General features: G+C 42.8%; 21 protein-coding genes. 13 read left to right on the top strand and 8 right to left on the bottom strand.

The annotated features are described in order from the left end of the window. Positions 1-4 precede the first annotated feature (4 nt). From menC to menD, 3 genes are read right to left on the bottom strand one after another with little or no spacing between them, the layout of a single operon-like run. Positions 5-1,030: an o-succinylbenzoate synthase gene (menC, locus tag OHT75_RS06415; protein ID WP_264725664.1), complete on the bottom strand. Its 1,026-nt coding sequence runs from the start codon at positions 1,028-1,030 to the stop codon at positions 5-7. A gap of 9 nt (positions 1,031-1,039) precedes the next feature. After that, positions 1,040-1,834 (bottom strand): 2-succinyl-6-hydroxy-2,4-cyclohexadiene-1-carboxylate synthase, encoded by a 795-nt coding sequence (gene menH, locus OHT75_RS06410; RefSeq protein ID WP_264725663.1) that lies wholly within the window; start codon positions 1,832-1,834, stop codon positions 1,040-1,042. Then, positions 1,834-3,573 carry a 2-succinyl-5-enolpyruvyl-6-hydroxy-3-cyclohexene-1-carboxylic-acid synthase gene (gene menD, locus OHT75_RS06405; protein WP_264725662.1) on the bottom strand — a complete coding sequence of 580 codons (1,740 nt, stop codon included), beginning with the start codon at positions 3,571-3,573 and terminating at the stop codon, positions 1,834-1,836. Before menD ends, menH begins: the two co-directional genes overlap by 1 nt. Positions 3,574-3,824: 251 nt before the next feature. Here menD and OHT75_RS06400 point away from each other — a divergent pair, with 251 nt between their 5' ends. After that, positions 3,825-4,655 carry an HDOD domain-containing protein gene (locus OHT75_RS06400; RefSeq protein WP_264725661.1) on the top strand — a complete coding sequence of 277 codons (831 nt, stop codon included), beginning with the start codon at positions 3,825-3,827 and terminating at the stop codon, positions 4,653-4,655. A 79-nt stretch (positions 4,656-4,734) separates the two neighbouring features. On the opposite strand, the gene OHT75_RS06395 is transcribed toward OHT75_RS06400, so the two are convergent. Continuing rightward, positions 4,735-5,163 (bottom strand): Lrp/AsnC family transcriptional regulator, encoded by a 429-nt coding sequence (locus OHT75_RS06395; RefSeq protein ID WP_264725660.1) that lies wholly within the window; start codon positions 5,161-5,163, stop codon positions 4,735-4,737. Positions 5,164-5,304: 141 nt separating this feature from the next. Here OHT75_RS06395 and yjeH point away from each other — a divergent pair, with 141 nt between their 5' ends. Next, the gene (gene yjeH, locus OHT75_RS06390; RefSeq protein ID WP_264725659.1) at positions 5,305-6,594 is read left to right on the top strand and encodes an L-methionine/branched-chain amino acid transporter; all 1,290 of its coding nucleotides are present in this window, start codon (positions 5,305-5,307) and stop codon (positions 6,592-6,594) included. Positions 6,595-6,601: 7 nt separating this feature from the next. Here yjeH and OHT75_RS06385 read toward each other — a convergent pair whose 3' ends face one another. After that, positions 6,602-7,051: a tellurite resistance TerB family protein gene (locus OHT75_RS06385; RefSeq protein ID WP_264725658.1), complete on the bottom strand. Its 450-nt coding sequence runs from the start codon at positions 7,049-7,051 to the stop codon at positions 6,602-6,604. A 112-nt stretch (positions 7,052-7,163) separates the two neighbouring features. Continuing rightward, complete coding sequence (locus tag OHT75_RS06380; protein ID WP_264725657.1) at positions 7,164-7,697, bottom strand: DUF2780 domain-containing protein; 534 nt, start codon at positions 7,695-7,697, stop codon at positions 7,164-7,166. Positions 7,698-7,855: 158 nt separating this feature from the next. Between OHT75_RS06380 and OHT75_RS06375 the strand changes: the two genes are divergently transcribed. The 3 genes from OHT75_RS06375 (at position 7,856) to OHT75_RS06365 (ending at position 11,187) form a co-directional block, all read left to right on the top strand. Next, positions 7,856-8,590, top strand: a complete 735-nt coding sequence (locus tag OHT75_RS06375) for a hypothetical protein (protein WP_264725656.1) — start codon at positions 7,856-7,858, stop codon at positions 8,588-8,590. Between the two features lie 223 nt (positions 8,591-8,813). Further along, positions 8,814-10,232, top strand: coding sequence for a tetratricopeptide repeat protein (locus OHT75_RS06370; RefSeq protein ID WP_264725655.1), 1,419 nt, complete (start codon positions 8,814-8,816; stop codon positions 10,230-10,232). Positions 10,233-10,452: 220 nt separating this feature from the next. After that, complete coding sequence (locus tag OHT75_RS06365; protein WP_264725654.1) at positions 10,453-11,187, top strand: EAL domain-containing protein; 735 nt, start codon at positions 10,453-10,455, stop codon at positions 11,185-11,187. 201 nt (positions 11,188-11,388) lie between these two features. Here OHT75_RS06365 and OHT75_RS06360 read toward each other — a convergent pair whose 3' ends face one another. Both OHT75_RS06360 and OHT75_RS06355 read right to left on the bottom strand, forming a co-directional pair. Further along, the gene (locus OHT75_RS06360; RefSeq protein ID WP_264725653.1) at positions 11,389-11,751 is read right to left on the bottom strand and encodes a hypothetical protein; all 363 of its coding nucleotides are present in this window, start codon (positions 11,749-11,751) and stop codon (positions 11,389-11,391) included. Between the two features lie 92 nt (positions 11,752-11,843). After that, positions 11,844-12,812: a LysR family transcriptional regulator gene (locus tag OHT75_RS06355; protein WP_264725652.1), complete on the bottom strand. Its 969-nt coding sequence runs from the start codon at positions 12,810-12,812 to the stop codon at positions 11,844-11,846. Positions 12,813-12,936: 124 nt separating this feature from the next. On the opposite strand from OHT75_RS06355, the gene OHT75_RS06350 reads away from it, so the two are divergent. The 8 genes from OHT75_RS06350 (at position 12,937) to OHT75_RS06315 (ending at position 20,325) form a co-directional block, all read left to right on the top strand. Next, on the top strand, positions 12,937-14,136 hold the full coding sequence (locus tag OHT75_RS06350; protein ID WP_264725651.1) for a multidrug effflux MFS transporter: 1,200 nt from the start codon (positions 12,937-12,939) through the stop codon (positions 14,134-14,136). A gap of 145 nt (positions 14,137-14,281) precedes the next feature. Then, the gene (locus OHT75_RS06345) at positions 14,282-14,899 is read left to right on the top strand and encodes a tRNA-uridine aminocarboxypropyltransferase (RefSeq protein ID WP_264725650.1); all 618 of its coding nucleotides are present in this window, start codon (positions 14,282-14,284) and stop codon (positions 14,897-14,899) included. Next, positions 14,896-15,267, top strand: coding sequence for a hypothetical protein (locus tag OHT75_RS06340; protein WP_264725649.1), 372 nt, complete (start codon positions 14,896-14,898; stop codon positions 15,265-15,267). Before OHT75_RS06345 ends, OHT75_RS06340 begins: the two co-directional genes overlap by 4 nt. A gap of 28 nt (positions 15,268-15,295) precedes the next feature. Further along, complete coding sequence (locus OHT75_RS06335; RefSeq protein ID WP_264725648.1) at positions 15,296-15,955, top strand: class I SAM-dependent methyltransferase; 660 nt, start codon at positions 15,296-15,298, stop codon at positions 15,953-15,955. A gap of 367 nt (positions 15,956-16,322) precedes the next feature. Further along, on the top strand, positions 16,323-17,651 hold the full coding sequence (locus tag OHT75_RS06330) for a M16 family metallopeptidase (protein ID WP_264725647.1): 1,329 nt from the start codon (positions 16,323-16,325) through the stop codon (positions 17,649-17,651). Next, the gene (locus tag OHT75_RS06325; RefSeq protein WP_264725646.1) at positions 17,648-19,093 is read left to right on the top strand and encodes a M16 family metallopeptidase; all 1,446 of its coding nucleotides are present in this window, start codon (positions 17,648-17,650) and stop codon (positions 19,091-19,093) included. The genes OHT75_RS06330 and OHT75_RS06325 overlap by 4 nt, the downstream gene beginning before the upstream one ends. A 94-nt stretch (positions 19,094-19,187) precedes the next feature. Continuing rightward, positions 19,188-19,793: a hypothetical protein gene (locus OHT75_RS06320; protein ID WP_264725645.1), complete on the top strand. Its 606-nt coding sequence runs from the start codon at positions 19,188-19,190 to the stop codon at positions 19,791-19,793. Further along, a complete protein-coding gene (locus OHT75_RS06315; protein WP_264725643.1) occupies positions 19,774-20,325 on the top strand; it encodes a hypothetical protein in 552 nt (183 codons plus the stop codon). Before OHT75_RS06320 ends, OHT75_RS06315 begins: the two co-directional genes overlap by 20 nt. The last annotated feature ends 4 nt before the right edge of the window (positions 20,326-20,329 follow it).

Genomic DNA, 20,329 nt, shown 5'->3' with positions numbered 1-20,329 from the left:
CAGTTTAGCCTTGCAGCGATTTGAGTTTATTAAGCCTTAACTGACCATTTTCATCTAACAAACGCTGACTAAATGCGCTTAAGGTATCAAGCCCTGGAGGGCTATCAGGGGTGAGTGCTTGGCTGATAAACGCCAAATCTGTGATGCCTACATCTGATTCTAAACTTGAGCTTAAAATGCAGCGCACACCTTGATGATCGGCAAGGCTGATAATCTCTTGCATCCGACTTAATGAACCTAGCAGCATAGGTTTTAAAATAAATGCTCCAATACCGGGTTGGTTTTGTAAGAGTTTATCGAAGTCTAAATCAGCGGTGAGCAAAAATTCATCGAGAGCGTATTTAATTCCAAGTTGTCTATACAACTCAATATTGTCGCTAGGCTGCAAGCAGGGCTCTTCAACGTACTCAATTTGTTTTTTGGGTAAGCAGGCTAAAAAGTCGACTGCTTGATTGAGGGTAAAGCCACGATTAGCATCGAGTCGAAGGGTTAAACTCGGCTTACGTGCCAATACCTGGTGCACAAATGCGATTTCGCTATCCATATCGGTTTGGGCGACTTTGATTTTTACGCTGTTTATATTGGCTAAGTCGGCCAATTTACTATCTATCGCCGTGGCAGATAAGCCAGGGTAAAGCAATGGAATATTGGCTTGAGTTTTCACTCTAGCAGGAAATTGATGTAAGCATTTTGCCAGCAACACGCTTAACCCAAATTGCACCGAAGGATATGCACTGTTAGCGATGGCGGTATTAAGTTCATTCACGTCTTTGCCAATAAGTGCGATTTGTAATTGGGTGAGTTCAGCACTGACTTGGGCAAGGGTTTCATGGCTGAATCCTTGTAAAGGCAAGCCTTCAATATCGATACCGGCTAAGGGGGATATTTCAGCAAAAGCTTGCTGGTCATCATCTAATATCATATTCACAATAATGCCAACACGATGATCAATCCTCTGTTTTGCAACGGGTAATGGCATGTTCAAATCAATTTGATATTGGTACAGTTCAAGCGATGTGATCTTAGGCATAGGGTACTCTTATTGTGTGGGTTCATCGCGAAGTAATGATAGTAACGTATTACTGAAAATATGTGGCTGCATTGAATGAATATTGTGACCAACCCCAGCAATGATGACTAACTGTAGCGAAGCGCCTGAGTGAAGCGATTGCTGCCAGTTGTGAGCTAGATGCTGAAATTTTTTATCTTGTTCACCTGCGATAAAGGCACACCGGCACGTCAGTTTTTCTACCACATTACGGCAATCTTGCTGCAAACTTAATGATGTGGCCAAGTAGCATGCGTGCAGACTTTTTGGTTGATTACTCAGGCGTTTGCTAATTAAAAAATGGCGCTGCTTATCGCTGAGATCGCTAAACACGGCTTGTTGATACCATTGTTGCACAAAGTGCTCAAAAGGCTGGCTGAGCAACTTATCTGCCCAGTTATTATCATTGATTGCCCGTTGTTTTTTTTCATCATCGCTAAGTAAACCTGGATGCGCCGACTCTAAGGTTAAACTCAATATTGCCTGTGGTTGTATGCGAGCCACTTGTAACGCAATACGCCCTCCTAATGAATAGCCCACAAGGTGAAACTCGGTATAGCCTAAATTATTCACCGTTTGAATAATATGTTCAGCTGCGCTGAATAAACCAGGATGGGGCAAAGTGAATGAGTTGCCGCCATGGCCAGGTAAGTCGATACAGATACAATGAAAGTATTGGCTGATTTTGGCCATCATTGGTTGCCAATCTTCTTTTGCGCCCATAAAGCCGTGTAAAAACACCATGGCCGGTAGCTGAGGATCACCGTATCGATTTATCCAGGTCATTAGTGTTGCTTAACCCATTGACTAATTTGCGCAATTTGATCGCTTGCTTGAGTCGCACTGACATTCACTTCAATGACACTGGCACAATCAAATTCAAAGGCTTCGGTATAGGCTTCAATAAAAGACGTTAAATCATCAGCTTGACGATACGCTAAACCGAACATGGCAGCGCCGTAACCAAATTCAAAACCGTGGGATAAACGGTAAAAATCTTGACGTAATTGTTCTGTCGGCACAGGTAATAAATTGAAAATATTGCCGCCATCGTTATTTAGGATCACCAACACATAGGTTGAGGTGATTTGCTTTAATAACGCCAACGAATTTAAGTCATGTAAGCATGAAATGTCGCCAATAATCATGGTCATTTTTTGTTGTTTATCTATTGCAATCCCAGCGCTGGTGGCTATTAGCCCATCAATGCCTGATGCGCCACGATTGGTATATATTTGGGGCTGTGCGGGGCCAATTGGCGCATACATGTCATATAGGCGGATGGGTAAGCTGTTGCCGATAAATAATACTTGTTCAGCGCTTTGTTGCTGGGCTATCCAACGAATCACCTGAGCTTCACCAAATTGAGTTTGATCGATTTGCTGGGTAAACAAAGCGGCTAGGGTTTCATTGTGGTTGATTAACTCCAGTCCCCAATTGGCACTTGATGATCGAGGCCAACTCAGTTTACAAAATGCACTCACACTGGTTTGCCAAATTTGTTTACTTTGGTGACTGGGATCTAATCGGCTTGAGTGAGGTAATACTTGCCAATAGCTATGCCAAGCTTGATTTGCTAAATAGCTGATTAACCGTTTTGAAATAAAGCGTCCACCAAACACCAACACACGCTCGGCTTGTTCTAAAAGCTTAGTGGCTTTGGGGTTAAGCAGCAGTTGATCAACATTACCAATGATACCTGAATGTTGTCTTAGCTGTGATTGTGCATCGGTCACAATTGGCCATGCGAGTTTTTGGGCTATTTCAACGATTAATTCTGGGGTGTCATCGGGCGACAAGGTGCCTACCACAATGATGCCTTTACCATGGGCGAAACGTTTTAAGGTGTCTTCACTGGGCAATAAAGCGCCCATATTTTGTTGATACTGGCTAAATGGTTTTTGATGACTGAGCCATTGGGTAAGCGGTTTTAAATATTGCTGTATGACCACAGGAGCATTTTTTGCCTGCTTAGTTAAAGGGCTCAGCTCATTGGGGTAAAACGGTTCACGGTACATGCAATTGATATGAATAGGCTGACTATGCTGACTAACTGCTTGATCTAACGTGGTGAGTAACGCACTGGCTGGATATGCTAAATCAGGTGTGGGTAAATTCACCTGTGTCGCATAATTAGCAAAAATAGCGGGTTGAATAATGGCTTGATTGGCGCCGCAATCAATTAATTCACTGGGACGATCACCCGAGAGCACAATTAACGGTACATGGGTTAGCCAGGCTTCAACAATCGCAGGGTACAAATTGGCGACCGCTGTGCCAGAGGTGGTAATGATCGCCACCGGCGTGTTACTGGACTTGGCTAAACCCAGTGCCATAAACCCCAAGCCGCGCTCGTCAAAATGAATGTGTCTTTGGATGGTAGCCTGTGAAGCCGCAGCCAAAGTTAATGGCGTGGAGCGAGAACCCGGTGCCATACAGACGTGTTTAACCCCTAAACGGCTAAGTTCTTCGAGGATGATTTGCCCCCATAAAAGATTTAAATCGGCACTGGGCTGAGGTTGCATATTAAGAATTACCTGCAAAAAAGAGTCTGTTTAAGTGTAACCTTTCGTTATGGCTATATCTAAGATTTAAGCGTAATTTCTTTGAAAGATATCATAATTTTATCATCGACAATATTAAGTAAAAAATCATTTGCTGTATTTTTGTTGTGCTAATGTTATTTATATGATTTATATAAATCTATAAACGGAAACAACTTTAAGTCAGCGTGCTATTTCAAAGGTTGTTTAGCAATATAATAAGGAGAACAGATATGCAGTCTGCGGCATTATTAAATAGAGTTGATGAGTTACCTCGCTTACCCAAAGCAATTAGTGAATTATTAGCAGCAGTAAATGATGACAACAGTTCGGTAAGAAGTATTTCTGCCAAAGTGGCTCAAGATCCGTTAATTAGTGCGCGGGTGTTGCGTTTAGCTAACTCTGCTCATTTTGGTCGCAGTCGTGAAGTCGGCTCTATTGAGGATGCGGTGATCCGATTAGGCATGCAAACATTGCGTACTTTAGTGATTGCCTCTGCGGTTGTTGGTGCTATCCCTAAAGTTGAAGGTATTGATTTGGCAGCTTTTTGGGGCGAAACCTTTGAGGTTGCCTTATATAGCCAAGAGTTAGCTAAGCGCTGCGGTGTCGGTGCTGACGAGGCATTTACCTGCGGTATATTGCATCGTATTGGTGATTTGTTAATTGCAACGGTCGAGCCATCTTTAGCAGCACAAATTCGTGCAGCGGCCGAGCAGGGCGGAGATATACAGGATTTGGAAACCAAGCTACTGGGTTTTGATTCGCCATCGGTAGGGGCGTTATTGGCAAAAACCTGGAAGTTCGCGCCTTCTTTAGTGGCAGGCATTGAATTTCAACGCAATCCTAAGCAGGCAGATCCAGCTTCAAAATTAGCCGTGTTAATTTATTTGTCGAATCAAATTTTCATCCATTGGGATGATGAGCGTGGTGAGGAGCCATTCACCGCTTGGCTAGCCGTTCTCGCTAATAATGCTGGTATTATTAAAATGGATATGTCTGGCCTAACCGACAAACTGATTGAACTCCGTGGTAAAGGGCTAGAGATAGGCAAACAATTAGCCTAACGCTCGAGTATGTAATCGTTAACTCTTAAACCAGTTATTTGTATGGCTGGTTTTTGTTTTTAGGCGTCATTATCCGAATTTAGGGGTGATTGTTAATCCACTCACTCATCACCACATGGGTTTTGATTTTGATAATGTCGGTTTGCGCATCAATATATTCACGGATCTCATGCAAGCGCTTCATTGAATCGGCGTGCACGTAAACTAATAAATCCATGTCACCAGTAATGCCTTGGCAGGTGATCACTTCAGGTATACTGTGAAATACATGCACCACATCGGCACATCGAGGGCATTTATGTTGTATTTCAAAGTAGGCCGAGACCCCTTGTTTTTGCGATTCGCTTAATAACACCTGATAACCGCGGATCACTCCTGAGTTTTCCAGTTTTTTAATTCGCTCTGTCACGGCGCTGCGGGACAAACTGACTGTATCTGCAATAGTGGATATACTTTGTCGCGCATCTTGGCGCAACGCATTTATAATGGCTTTATCAAATTTATCCACAACTACTCCGTCATTTTGTTGGTATTTTGTTTGTTAACCGTCATATTGTTGGTTTGATACCGCAGTTAGGCGCTCATCGCCGACAAATTGAAAATCAATTTGAACTTATAATAACCTAAACATAGCCAAGTAGAATAACAAATGAATCAAATAACAGGAACAATAGGGCGCTGGCAAGGTGCAGGATTAATGGCCACCACTTTGTTGGGAACAGGGGTGTTTATTTTACCGCAAATGACTATTGCGGTCGCCGGATCAGGAGCATTATTGGGGTGGTTAATACTCACCTTGGCTATTATTCCGGTGGCACTGGTGTTTGGGTTGTTAGCCAGCCGCTTTCCCCATGCCGCAGGGCCAGCTTATTTTGTGGAAAAAGCCTTTGGCCGCACAGCAGGTAGAACCATAGGGTTGATTTTTTTGTTAGTGATCCCCATCGGTGCGCCAGCCGCTATTTTAATGACCTTCCAATTTATGGATGCTTTAGTACCACTGCGAGGGGGTTGGCAACTGGTCGCAGAGCTAGTTGTGGTGTTGGTGTTATTAGGGTTAAACATTCGCGGCATTCAGGTGTCTGCCAAATTGCAATTTGGCTTAACCTTAGCGATTGTGAGCGTAGTGGCGGTGTTGTTTGCTGTCAGTGGCTTGAATTCAGAGCAGCTTGCATCATTTAACCAAGCAAGTCATCCACAAGTGAATACGGTGATGTTGGCGATGGGTATTGGTTTTTGGAGCTTCTTAGGTATTGAAGCCATGACTCACCTTGCCAGTGATTTTCGTCGCCCAGATAAAGACATGTTACCAGCCATTTTGATGGGTACTGTGCTCGTGGGGGTGATTTACTTAGCCTGTACATTTTTATTGTTGATGGTGCCATCCGATAAAAGCGGCGTAGCCATGATCAGCGCATTTGACTATTTAGTCAGTGGCAGCTTTTTACAGGGATATGGCGCAAGTATTATCGGTGTTTTAGGCATTGCGAGTGGGCTTGCTACCGTAAACGTCTATGCTGGTAGCGCCGCAAGGTTGCTATGGAGCTTCAGTAAAGAAGGTATTTTACCTCAATATTTTGTGGTGCTGAATCGCCATGGTGTTCCATTTAGGGCCTTGTTCGCCATTTTAGGGACGATGGCCTTGGTGATTGTCGCCACTTTTTATTCGCAGCATGATTTAGAAAAATTGATTGCCTGGAGCAATGGGGTATTTGTGATTATTTACCTATTAGCTATGTTGTCGGCGGTGAAGCTGTTAAGTAAACGCTATTTACCGTTAATCCTTGCCAGTTGCGTATTTTGTATCGGTATTGGGGTAGCGCTTGCTGACAATATGCTATACGCAATACTGTTAGTGACAATCATAGCGCCTTTTATGTGGTGGCAAAAAACACATTTACAGCGTAAACATACCATTATGCCAACACCGTCATCGGAGTAATCAGCGCCTACCTTTGTTCCATTGCTATGTTACGCATTTGAATGAGTTCGCTGTGCTTGAGGTAAAGTAAATCAGCACAGCGACGAATGATTTGATCCTCATAGCGTGATAATTCACCGTCGGCATAGGCTAGACGCCACATTGCAAGTAGCAATTGCTGTTTTTCTTCAAGAGTGAATTGCTGATTAATTTCAGCGGTAAATTCAAATAACGAAGTGGCATTCCCTCTGATTAAAGTGGCTTCTTTAATCAGGTCTTGTGCTTCGTCAATGCTGATATGTAAAGTGTTTTTCAACATGTCGGGCAACAACGCCACTTCAGATTCATTGAAGGTTTCGTCGGCATACACCACTTCAAGTAGTAGGGTTGCTGCCGCCAAACTTAATTGGTGGGCTTTGTCTTCTGGGCTTACTGCATGAGTACGTGCCTGAATAAATTGTTTGAGTTTTGCAATCATAATATGACTCCTCGTTGAAAGCCCATCCTAGCAAAGACAATAATGCCGAGCACTGTGCTCGGCATTAATTAATGTTTAGGTTGACCATTTTACCTTTGTGGTAGGTATACCTTTACAGTAAAGAACCTAAGCCTTTCATTAATAAATCAACAGAACCGTCTCCCGATTGCTGTTGTAAATACTGCTTAGCAATATCGACCATAGGGGCGATATATTCTTTTGAGATACCGAGTTTTTCAAAAGAATCATATACCATTGCCGCGCCTTGAAATGACGATCCTAAGTCACCTGCTTTAGATAATAAGCCAGACATACCAGAATCGCCACCTAGCGCGGGAGCCGCGCCTAATAATGAATCGATACCAGGAATGCTTTTACTTAACGCGCTAAAGTCACTATCACCTAAGTTGGATTGTGCTAGGCCAAGTAAAGACCCTAACCCACCTGCGGCTTGCTGCTCATTTAACCCTAGTTGCGACATAACATTGCCAACTAATGCATTGTCAGCTAAGCCAGTTGCCGCTTTAGCTTGGGTGGCAACAGGTGCAACTTCAGTTTTAGTGACATTGTCTAACCAGCCTGCGCTAGCAGGTGTGGTTAATAAAGCGGCCGACAATACTGAGCTCGCAATTATAAAACGATTCATATAATCCATCCTTTGGTAAATATTGTGCTTTAATTGCCATCATCTTAACGTTTTTTGGTGCTTTGCGACATATGAAGATTTTGTATTGTGCAAAATCAGTCATTTTTGGGTATCCTAAGCCCCATATACATCTTAAGTTGATTTTTGGAATCTCATTTATGTCACTTTCAGCTATTTTGACTGAAGCTTATTACTTTTTTCGTAACCATATTGGCCAGCTTGCGGCAATGACATTTCCATTGTTGCTTGTTCAAGTGATGATCCAGCTTTGGCTGGGGAATGAAATGATCCAAGCTGATGTTGAAAATCCGCAATTTGGTGGGATCCATGGCGCAGCAATGATGGCATTGCTATTATTATTTTCTACGTTAATTGCAGCGCTTACCGTGTATCTTGAAGTCCGCTCGCGTGGTCATGATGTTACGACTGCAATGGTATATAAACAAAGTATTCAATTTGTGCCGCCATTGTTACTTGCCGGTGTTTTTTCTGGGTTAGCCATTTTAACCCCGGTGATGCTTTTTGCTGTATTTGGGCCAATGTGGTTAGTGGGGCTGGTGATCAGTTTTTACCTATTTGCACGCTTGGCCTATGTGAACTTTATGGTCATTGTGGAGCAGCTAACCCCCTTAGAAGCCATTAAAGCTAGCTTTGTATTTACCGGGCCGATTGCAACCAAAACGATTGCGATTTTAATGCTGTATATTCCATTATCGTTAGTTGGTGGCACGTTGTCGCAAATAGCTGCGCAGGTAGGTTTTCCATTACAGTTAATCACAGATACCATATTTGCATTTTTAGGGCTATTTATTAACGTCGCTTTGTTTCGCTTATATATGGTTAATCGTAAAACGGATACGCCATCTAGCGACGACACTCACACTGAGGTGTAATTTACGCTTCTTTAACTGCAACTGCGGTTAGCGAAAATACGACAATAAAATAGCAAGCCTGTATGTGCTTGGTTCAAAGGTGAACGCGGCGCTGATAACAAGGCGAATTCATGTGCGATAGCGGTTCTGTCGCAATGCATTCAGTCATGTTAGCGGTGAAAAGAAGTATTGATTATGCGTTTATTATCCCGCGCGGCGATAAGCCATTTGACAGGAGTGGGTATTGATAACTGATATTGAGTTAGTTAGCCAATTCTCGGTTGAGCTGGGAGAAGATTACGCCAGCGCCAAGAGTTATGTCCGAGATATACCGACCCAAGCGTTGGTATTTGTGCGCAGTTTCACCCATAAACTGGCCATCCTCATCGCCGAACAGCACCATCTTGAGTTTAATAGTCCAAATCTCTACGACCGCATTGAGCAATTGAATCAGCGGCGCTTGCTAGACGTGACCGCGATTCGCACAATGCATAAGTTGCGTGGCGATGGTAATCGTGGGGCACATCCTGAAAAATATCATTTAACGCAAACTCAGCTAGTGACTTTGGCAGAGAAGTCGATTAAACAAATTCTTAATTTAGTTGCCAAGCTTTATCCGGTATTACATTGCACTGCTGTACCCGTTTACCAATTTGTCGCATTCGATTCGCTAGCGGGGAGAGATTTATGCTACCGAGCGATGATGCAAAACGATCATCACGCACAGTATTTAGTGGCGATGTCATTAAAAGCTCAAGCGCTTATGGCACAGGAGCAAGCCAGTGCAACGACTTTTGATATCAATACCGCTTCAGCGCTGCAAACTGCCCAGGATGAAGTGCAACGCTTATTTGCCCAGGCGGCTTACTGGTTTGCTCAAGCTGCACCATTTGAAGATGCGGCATTGTATGAGCATGGGGTAAGTTTGTTGCATGGCTATGCTCAAAGCGACCAAGTTAAGCAGGGAGAGTTACTGATAGCGCAAGCAGCCAAAGCGGGTATAACTGATGCACAAGCTTTACTGGGGTATTTTTATTTGGTCGGTAGCACAGTGTTTACTGTTGATGTTGAACAAGCCAAAGCCTTACTTCAGCAGGCGGCAGAAGCAGAAAATATCGAGGCAATGTCTAACCTTGGCGTGTTGTACTATCAACAAAATGACTATCAGCAAGCGCTAGCTTGGATGAGCAAAGCCGCCGAATCTGGCTACCCACAATCCCAATACCATTTGGCATTATTATTGGCCGAAGGGGTCAATGCTGAAGCTGATCAAAGCCGTTTATGGATGCAAGAAGCCGCAAGTCAGGGGCAGCTTGATGCGATGTTGCATTGTGCTACGGATATTCTTCACAATGATAATGCTCAGGCGACAGAGCTTGAACTCGCGGAGCGTTATTTACATGATGTGATTAAATATGGCCATAATGTTACCGCCATGATTGAGCTGAGTGTGGCGTTAGCCGATGGCATGCTAAACCGTATCGATGTGGTGCAATCTGCATACTTATTGCAGCAAGCCAAGCACTACGGCGATGATATACAGCAACAAGTCATTGAGCCTTTGTGGCAATCATTATTGATGCAAATTGACAGTGTTATCGCGTTGAACCCTAGCGCAGAAGAGTTGGCCAGCTTGCAACAAGCTAAAACATACCTTCAGTAAAAGGCGTGTAGCGTTTATTCGAATAATCACCTCAAAATTAACACATCGTTATTGCCCAATATTGCTGTTTTTTAATGCAATTATTGAGTAATAGTATGCATTATATTCATCTTGGTTAACTTGATAGTCTATATTCTTTACCTGATAATACTTCTCATTTACACTTGCGCGCTCTCAGTAGTATGCAGGAGCAAGTAGCGCGAGTTACTTCACATGAAATATGAAGCATGAAGACAGTTTAAACCCTAAATGTTTAATCGATTTAATTGAGCGAAAACGATTCGGTGTAGAATATCAACCTATTATTGATTGTCGCAACAATGACATTTTTGCTTACGAGGCTTTGGCGCGATTTTACAATGCCGATAACACTACCATTAGGCCAGATCTGGTTTATGCCTCTTTACACAGCAGTCCATTAAGTTTGTTTCAAGTGGAATATCAACAAAAAAGATTACAGCTATCTTATGCCGTTAATGGTTCAAACCTTTTTGTGAATTTAGATCAAGACTCGTATTTTTCTAGTGGGGTAATTGATGAAAACAATCCATTTTTGAAATTATTTAAAGAGTGTCAGAAAGCCGAAATCATTGTTGAGTTAATTGAAAACTCAGAAATTAATGATGCGATAATGAGTTTGGCGATGATAAAAAATTTGGCTAAAAATAATATTCTCACCGCAATTGACGATGTATGTAATCCACAATCGATGATTTCAACCTCAGTTATTCAATTAGTTAAATATATCAAACTGGATAAATACGTATTACAAAATCAGGCCAATGAAAATTTTATGCTATTGGTTAAATCGATTATTAATTATGCCCACAGTGCAGACAAACACGTTATTTTAGAAGGCGTAGAAACGGCGGATGACTTAGCACTGGCCAATAAACTCGGCATCGATTTTGTGCAGGGATTTTACTATAAAAAACTATTCAAGATGGTGAAATGATTGTTAAGCGCCAGCTTTATACGTTTTTATTTTCAATAGCTGAAGTTGTTTAACTCAACGGCATGTGGTGTAAGGCAAATGTTGATGACCCATTTTATAGGTCATCAACAACACACGAGGGTGCATTAACCCCGTTTTTCTCACTGTAGCGCAACAGAATAAGTCTTATGATCGGCATTTTTGATTGGACGACGAATGGCTTCAGTTTACTTGCTCATCGGCGTTATGCTCAAAGGTGCGACCTTGAGGCCGAGAGTTTTTAGGTTGCTTAAACATGTGGCCATAAGGTGCGGTATTCTCACGCTGTATATCATTATGACCTTGATAAATATCACCTTGATGACGTTGTGATGAGGCGTAGGCTTGTTTCAATTTGGGCGACAAAAATGTACGGCCTAATATTTGAAACGTAATGAAACTCAATAGGCCTAATAAGAGTAAAAAAGGCAATAATACTAACGCTAATATCGCGATACTGATAAGCGAGAGCATTACGATAATGGGATTCATGGATGAGAATCTGTGCTTTAAATGCGCTGAATTAAATGACGAGTTAAATCTCATAATGACTCCTAAATGCAATTGGCCTAAACAGTGTCTCTATAATTTACAGCAAGTGTGCCGCAGCAAGACATAATATGTCACGTTAAATGTGGTTAATGTGCCGCAAGCATTAACGCTTTAGGAATACTATTAAAAATCATTTCTCTGACCCATTTGTGCCCAGGTTCCTGATTATTGCGTTCATGCCAAAGTAAAACGTACGCCATAGGCATAAACTCAAATGGCAGCGGAATTTGTACTAACGAATAAAGATTTTGTGCATGATGGGCAAAGCTGGATGGCAAAGTAAAAATCAGATCAGTGTGGGCACAGATACTTGCCGCGCCGTAAAAGTCAGGCACAGTGGTTGATATCCGACGATGGTGGTTGGTATTTGCTAAATGGTAATCTAATGCCCACCAATCGTTACCTTCACAACGCACTTGCACATGGCTTAGGGCTAAATAGGCTTCTTTATTCCAATCGCCACGGCTCAGCGCTTGTAAAATAGGGTGATTTTGGCGCACTAGACACACTTGCTTATCATTGAATAAGGTTTGATATTCAAGGCCATCAGCCAGATCGTCTATTTTAAATTGTGATTGCGGGTGTATATCGCGACCCGCGATACCAAAGTCTATTTGTCCATGCTGTAAATCGTAAATTGACTTTTCATTCCAGCCATACGAGTCTAACTTTAAGTTAGGTGCTTGTTGCAGCAGTGGCCCAATAAAATACGGGATCAGGGTTTCATAGGCACTTTCAACCATGGCTAAGGCAAAATGACGTTGGCTGGTGGCGGGCTCAAAACTTGGTGGTTGAGTAAGTTGATACAAGTTTTGTAGCGCTTGTGGCAACACCTTACCCAATGCCAATGCATGTGCTGTTGGTTTTAAGCCGTGAGCCGTGCGTTGAAACAGAGGGTCGTCTAAGGTGTCGCGAAGACGGTTTAAGCTTTTACTTAAAGCGGATTGGCTCAGATGTAAGCGATTAGCTGCACGAGTGACGCTTTGCTCTTCAAGTAACACTTGCAGTGTCACTAATAGGTTTAAATCGATTCTGGCAAGGTTGTCTAAATTCATTACAGATATTCCTTTAGGGAAATTCATTGTGGATTTTATATCATTTCTTGTCATACCTCTAATGCGATAAAATTTCACCTACCCCGATCTGTACCCCCTAGCTTAAACATGAGTGAGAATTCTGATGCAACGTAATTTATTGCCGCTATTAATGTTAATGGTGCTGTTAAGCCCACTGGCCATTGATATTTATTTGCCTTCTATGCCAACTATGGCGTTGGAGTACGGCGTATCGGACGGCCAGGTTCAATCCACCCTAGTATTATTCTTGTTCGCTATGGGAGTGGGACAAATTCTTATTGGGCCACTTGCAGACCGGTTTGGGCGTCGTCCTATCGCCTTGTTTGGTATTGTGCTGTATGGCATTAGCAGTTTGCTAGGTGCGTATGCCGTTGAGTTTGAATGGCTGCAGTTAGCCAGAGTCTTTCAAGGGTTAGCCGCGTGTTCTACTTCAATTGTGGTGTTTAGCGCGGTTCGTGATTGCTATGACAGTAAGCAAAGCGTGTCTATGTATAGCTATCTTAATGGGGCGATTTGCGTGGTACCTGCGCTAGCACCTACTCTTGGAGGCTTACTAGCCTTACAATTTGGCTGGCGTTCTACTTTTATTTTTATGGCGCTATACGCCATCGTGGTGTTATTTTTCGTCGGCTTTAAGTTTCCGGAAACTCGTCCATTAAATACTGATACCTCAGGTAAACTTTACCGTTGGGGACGATATAAGCCGGTACTGAGCGATGGCCATTTTATGTTTTATGCCTCAACATGCATGGTGGCCATGGCTTCCATTCTTTGTTATGTATCCTATTCTCCGGTATGGCTTATTGGTCGTTTGGGGATGTCTGAACTAACCTTTAGCGCCTTATTTGGATTAAACGCGGCGGTTAATATTGCAGCATGCTTTGCCGCGCCTGTGTTAGTTAGGCGTATTGGTAACCGTGCGGGAGTGGTGGTGGCGCTTAATTGTCTAATTGCCGCCGCCGCCCTTGAAGTGGTGATGCAATTAGTTGGGCCACAAACGGGATTAGCTGCGGGATTTGCGTTTATGCTACCAATGATGTTGCTGTGCGTTGGTTTCGCAATTTTATTAGGCCCTGCTACGAGTATGGCCTTGTCCGGTTTTGGTGAGCGAGCAGGTACAGCAACAGCCATGTTAGGTTGCATTCAAATGAGCGGCGCATCAATTTTGACTGCGCTAATTCAATTAACGGATATTCCAGCGCCGTTTGCCATTGCCATCTTAATGGGCGGCATGTCCAGTCTGTTATTGGTCATGATGGGAATGCAGCGCTTTAACCATTGGCATCAAGAGCAGCATGCATAAGTGATAGTGTTCTTGCATGGTGAGGTGTTGCTTATCGCGACACCTCAGTAAATTTAAGTAAACAGTGTGAATCATGCTTACCTATAAACACTTAACCAAATATTGATATACTTATTTTTAATGTTTCCTTGGTTATTAGAATGTTTTGTTAAAACGTGATTATTGTCCAACTTGCCAGTACCCAAAAACTGTCTGTATTTGCCAGGTGATTAGTCCGTTGCAGGTATGCACTCATGTCATTGTCATGCAGCATCCTAGTGAAGTTAATCATGCTAAAAATACTGTTCGGTTAATGCGTCTGGTTATGCCGAATATGCAGGTGTTTGTAGGGGAAACCGCTGAAGATTTTACTGGGTTACAAACCTACCTAACTCAAACTACTAAGCCAATATATGTAGTTTATCCAAGTGAAACCAGCCAAACCGCTTCACAATGTGGTGCTCAGGCCGATAGCATCATTATTTTAATCGATGGCACCTGGCGCAAAGCCTATAAAATACTGCAGTCGAATCCTTGGTTGTTAGATTACCCTGCAATTCATTTAGAGGTTGAACATGCCTCCAATTACATTATTCGTAAGGCCAAGCGCCCTGATAGTTTATCCACCCTCGAGGCCACGGCGCTATTATTATCAACACTCGATCCTGCTGCAGACACCACACCTTTATTTGCAGCATTTGATGCAATGGTGCAACATAGGTTGAGCGCCATGCCTGAAGACATCAAAGCCCGCTATCAATTGCATAACAAGGAAGTAAAATGAAATACACTCTGTTAAGTCTCTGTGTGGCACTCGCGTCATCGTCAATGGTGTTTGCCAGCGATATCATCACATCTATTGACCCCGAAAAGCCGCGTAAAAAGTTGTCCCTAGAAAAACAGGCCGAACAAGGCCGAATTGACTCAAAAAAATTAGAGCAAACTCAACTTGAAAAAGCGCGCGCCGCCGCACAAGAAACCGCTGAGCGTGAACAAGAGGTGTTGTCAAATCAAGCGTCTGGTGAGTGGCAAGACGAGCAACGAGATAAAGCAAAAGCACAATTTGAAAAGCGTGCTGAACGTGAGAATAAGTATTTAAAACAAGCCCAAGAAGCCGCCGCTAAAGAAAGACAGATTAGCGAAGAAAAGTAGTCAGATTGATTTTTAAGAGTCCCTAGCCATGTATGACGCTTTACCCGATGCACCGAGTCATTGCCCGCTTTGTCATCATGATCAGTTAGTTTTGTTTCATCAAGACAAAAAGCGTGCTTATTTTCAGTGTCAACAATGCCAACTTGTGACAGTGCCAGCTGTTTTTTACCTTGATGAAGTGGCTGAAAAAGCCTTCTATGATTTGCACGATAACACCGTAGCAGATGAAGGCTATCAGCGCTTTTTATCGCGCACACTCACGCCAGTTTTACATGCTATTCAGCCTGATGCCAAAGGGCTAGATTATGGCTGCGGAGAAGGTGCGGTATTGAGTAAGATGGCGGCTAAACAAGGCGTGTCTGTTAATAATTACGACTTATTTTATTTCCCTGAGCAGGGACAGCTTCAGCAGCAATATGACTTTATTACCATGACAGAAGTGCTGGAGCACATTGCCGATGCTCAGCAGGTGTTTAAACAGCTACAAGGCTTGCTAAAACCTGCTGGTTTATTAGCCATAATGACAAAGCGTGTGCGTGACCATGCGAGTTTTATTGATTGGCATTATAAGCATGACCCTACACACATTAATTTTTACAGTGAGGCGACCTTTGAGTGGATCGCGCAAGCCTACCAATGGCAATTAGAGATCATCGATAACGATGTGGTGTTTTTTAGGAGCCCCTAAAGATCGCTGATTAAGTCGCGCTTTTAAAAAAGAGAATGATAAAGCTCAGCTAGGGTGAGTGTGCTTAATCTCGAAAATAAAGATTTGCAAATAAATCGATACAATTGTTTTTCTCTCTCCACAGCAAAAAAATTAACAATTTTGCAAAATAAAGGTAAGTTAGCCAATATTGCGGCTCATGCAAAAAACGCTGGGCGCTATTGCTGAACCTTCAATGGACGCTGGTTATCACTGTTAGAGTGAAGTATTCCGAATGAGTTGCCCAAATGAGCCTTTATTTGAAGCGTTTGTCGGCCCTTAGATATTAATTGAGCCTGATGTTATGGGTGCAGCACACTAGTTATTAGATAGCTCAAAGGAGCGAGATATGAAACGAACGTTAAGCGCATTAATGTTACTGGCAGGATTACTAAGTACAGCAAATGCAGATGCAACAACAGCTGAAGATATTAATAGTTTTACCCTAGATAATGGCATGAAAATTATGGTGTTAGAGGATGGTTCGATTCCCAACGCCAACATGTATTTATTCTGGAAGGTTGGCTCTCGTAATGAGGTACCTGGCATTACCGGTATTTCGCATTTTTTTGAACACATGATGTTTAATGGTTCCAAAAAGTTTGGCCCCAAAATGTTTGACCGAACAATGGAAGCTGCAGGTGGGGCAAATAATGCCTACACCACAGAAGACATGACGGTTTACACGGATTGGTTTCCTGCTAATGCATTAGAAACGATTTTTGATTTAGAAGCCGACCGTATCGCAAATCTCGATATTAATCCTGAAATGGTTGAAAGTGAGCGCGGTGTAGTGCAATCAGAGCGCACTACCGGTTTAGAAAACTCAAACTGGCGTACGATTCAAGAAGCATTAAAAGGCGTGGCATTTTCAGCACATCCTTATAGCTGGTCAGTGATTGGTTACGAGTCTGATATTGCGGCTTGGTCATTAGAAGATTTGCAGCAGTATCATAAAACCTATTACGCACCGAATAATGCCGTTGTTGTTATTGTCGGGGATGTGAAATTAGCTGAAGTTAAAAAATTAGCTAATCAATACTTTGGCCCAATTCCAGCACAAGCACCTCCCAAAGAGGTTCGCACTGTAGAACCATTGCAAAATGGTGAGCGTCGTGTATTTGTTAAAAAGGATTCGGTAAGTACACCGAATGTGATGCTGGCTTATCATATTCCAGCCACTAGCCATGCGGATTACTATGCTTTGGATTTATTAAGTTCAATTTTGAGCCAGGGCAATAGCTCTCGGTTTTATCAAGGCTTAGTGGATAAACAAATTGCGACCGCAGCTGAAACTTATATGCCAATGTCGTTCGACCCTAACTTGTTTTATATTCTGGGCGTGGCAAATTCGGGGGTTGAAGCCAATACGCTTGAGCTGGCATTACTTGAACAAATTAACTTAATTGCCACCCAAGGGGTGACTGCAGAAGAATTAGAAAAAGTCAAAAATATCAAATTAATCAATTTTTACCGCGACATGGAAACCATTAACGGCAAAGCCAATACGCTAGGGACTTATGAAATGTATTTTGGTAGTTTTGAAAAATTGTTTGATGCGCCAGAGCGCTATAACACCGTCACTCCAGCGGACATTCAACGAGTGGCGCAAACCTATTTAATTCGAGCTAATCGTACAGTCGGTGTGTTAGCTGCCACTGAGGAGAGCGACAAATGAGACTGATAAAACAATCCATTAAATTGTCGTTATCGGCTTTAGCGATTGCCAGTGCCTTGTTGTTGAGCGGGTGTGCAACCACGGCTAAAAATACCCCAGTAACCGTCGTCGAAACGGGCAGTTTTAGTTTGCCACAATACCAAACCGTTAGTTTATCTAATGGCCTAAAAGTGAATTTAATGGTGCAAAAAGAAGTGCCACTTATTACCTTAAGTGCTGTGGTGCGTGCGGGGGCTGTAAATGACACCTCCTCAGGCTTGGCCAGCATAACCGCCCAGGGCTTAATGCTGGGTGCGGGTGGGCAGTCTAAAGCTAGCATTGAACAAACGCTTGATTTTATGGGGGTAAGTTTGAATACCGCTGCCGATCAAGAAGGCAGTTATATTGATGCCAGTTTTATGACAAAAGATATCGATAACGTATTGCCTATCTTTAGCCATGTGGTGATGGCGCCAGATTTCGATGCGACAGAATTTACCAAACTACAGCAACGTGAAATAGTGGGGTTGTCGCAGCAAAAAGAAAGCCCTCGTGCTGTGATTGGTCGTTACTTCAATAAGTTAGTGTTTGGTGAGCATCCTTATGCCAATCCAAGCTCTGGCAATAGCGAGTCCATTGCCACCTTAACGATTGAGCAATTGCGTGCTTTCCATAAGGGTTACTATCAGCCAAGTAACATGACCATCAGTGTTGTCGGTGATTTTGACCCACAACAAATGCAAGCTAAGTTAGAACAAGCATTTGGTGGTTGGCAAAATACTGAAGTCGTGGTTCAAGCTGATTTAAGCCAGGGGCTGCCGGAAATAAACCAAAGCAAAGTGCTTTTAGTGGATAAACCTGATGCGATAGAAACCACCTTTGTGATAGGTGGTATGGGGATCAGTTATGATAATCCTGATTATGTAGGGTTAACTGTGGTGAATACCATTTTAGGTGGGCGCTTTACCTCATGGTTGAATGATGAGCTAAGGGTGAATGCGGGGTTAACTTATGGGGCGCGTTCAGGTTTTGTACCTTATTCAAAAGCAGGGGTGTTTCAAATCAGCACCTTTACTAAAGCACAAACCACCAAAGAGGCCATTGATTTAGCGCTAAAAACCTACGCCAGACTGTGGCAAACGGGCATAGACCAAGCGACACTCGACTCGGCAAAAGCTTATGTGAAAGGACAATTTCCACCTAAGTTTGAAACGGCCAGTCAACTGGCGGGGTTAATGTCAGATATGTACTTATATGGTTTTGACGATAATTTTATTAATCAATTTCAAGCTAAGGTTGATGGCTTAACTTTAGAAGATACTCAACGCTTGATTAAGCAATATTTCCCACAACAGCACTTACAATATGTGTTGATTGGTAACGCTAGCAAAATTGCCGATATTGCCAAACAGTATGGCGAAGTGACACTGGTTGATATTAAAGACAGTGGTTTTGGACAGTAATTTGCGTTGAAGCTGAAAAAGACCCTCTCATTAGTGGGTCTTTTGTTTTTTAGGGTGTATATTTTTAAATAGCATTGTTAAAGAGTTTGATTAAATGGCAAAAATATCCGCAGATGTCTCATCGACAAAAATGACCCATGATGAGCATAAAGTGACTGAACCCATCAAACCACCGACAACGGTATCGGAGTTAGATGAGCCTTGGTGCCATGTTCAAGAAACCATGAACTTACTGATTTTAGCTATGGCACAAATAGAATTAGGCCTCTATGACGGTGACCAAAAAGTGGCAAGTTTAGGAGAGTTATTTACTGATATGGCAACTCACCAGCAGCAGGTTAACCACTATTTAGCCTCGCAAAAAGATACCCCTCAAGCCATCAGGGATCATGGGCAACAATTGGCGGCAAAGGTGAATCAAGGTGTAATGGCATTTCAATTTTACGATAGGTTGTCGCAACGATTACAGCATGTGGTAAATGGTTTGGGATTGACCAAAGAAGTGCTTGGTGATCCAGACGCTCGGCATACTCGCGCGGCTTGGCAGCAGGTCAATCAACAAATAAAAAATGGCTATTCGTTAGCAGAAGAGCGTGCATTGTTTGATTGTATTTTGCAGGGTGGCACACTAAAACAAGCTTTAGCACTCTATCAACAACATCTTGCAAAGCCTCAACAAGATGATATTGAATTGTTTTAAAGTCCGTTTTCTGGCCGTCATCGTGCTATTGGTTACTTTGCCGATATCTGCAATGGCAGCTAAAGTGCCGCTTGATGTTGTTTGCGCGGCTTTAATTGGCGAGTGGCAAGGTAGCGCAGCTAATCCCAAAGGTATCTCAAAACAAGTAACTAGTTCCATCATGTGTTCTGCCGATGGGCGTAATATGTATATCAGTGTTAGCCAAGGGGCGCGGTTTGTGAATAGTGAAACCTGGTGGTTTCGCCAACGTGGTAGTGATATTGAATTAGTCTACTCTGATGGAATCAAGGCCGATATTTATCAGTCACTTACATTGTATCAGCAGGTGGGCGGGTTTGCGTTTTTAGGTGAGGGGGAGATTAAACAGCGACCCGCATTGATCCGCCTTTCATTTGAAGCGCTATCAGTAGGTAAGCAAGCCCAATGGTTATGGCAACAAAGTGCCCATTTTTTAGATGATGATAGTGATAACTATCAGGTAGTAAGGGGCATCAGTTTGATGCCCATCGAGTCGCAGTGCCTAGCCAAGTAACTTA

This window comes from Shewanella subflava, from assembly GCF_025971955.1.
Taxonomy (GTDB): domain Bacteria; phylum Pseudomonadota; class Gammaproteobacteria; order Enterobacterales; family Shewanellaceae; genus Shewanella; species Shewanella subflava.
This window is presented reverse-complemented; position numbering and strand designations above follow the sequence as displayed.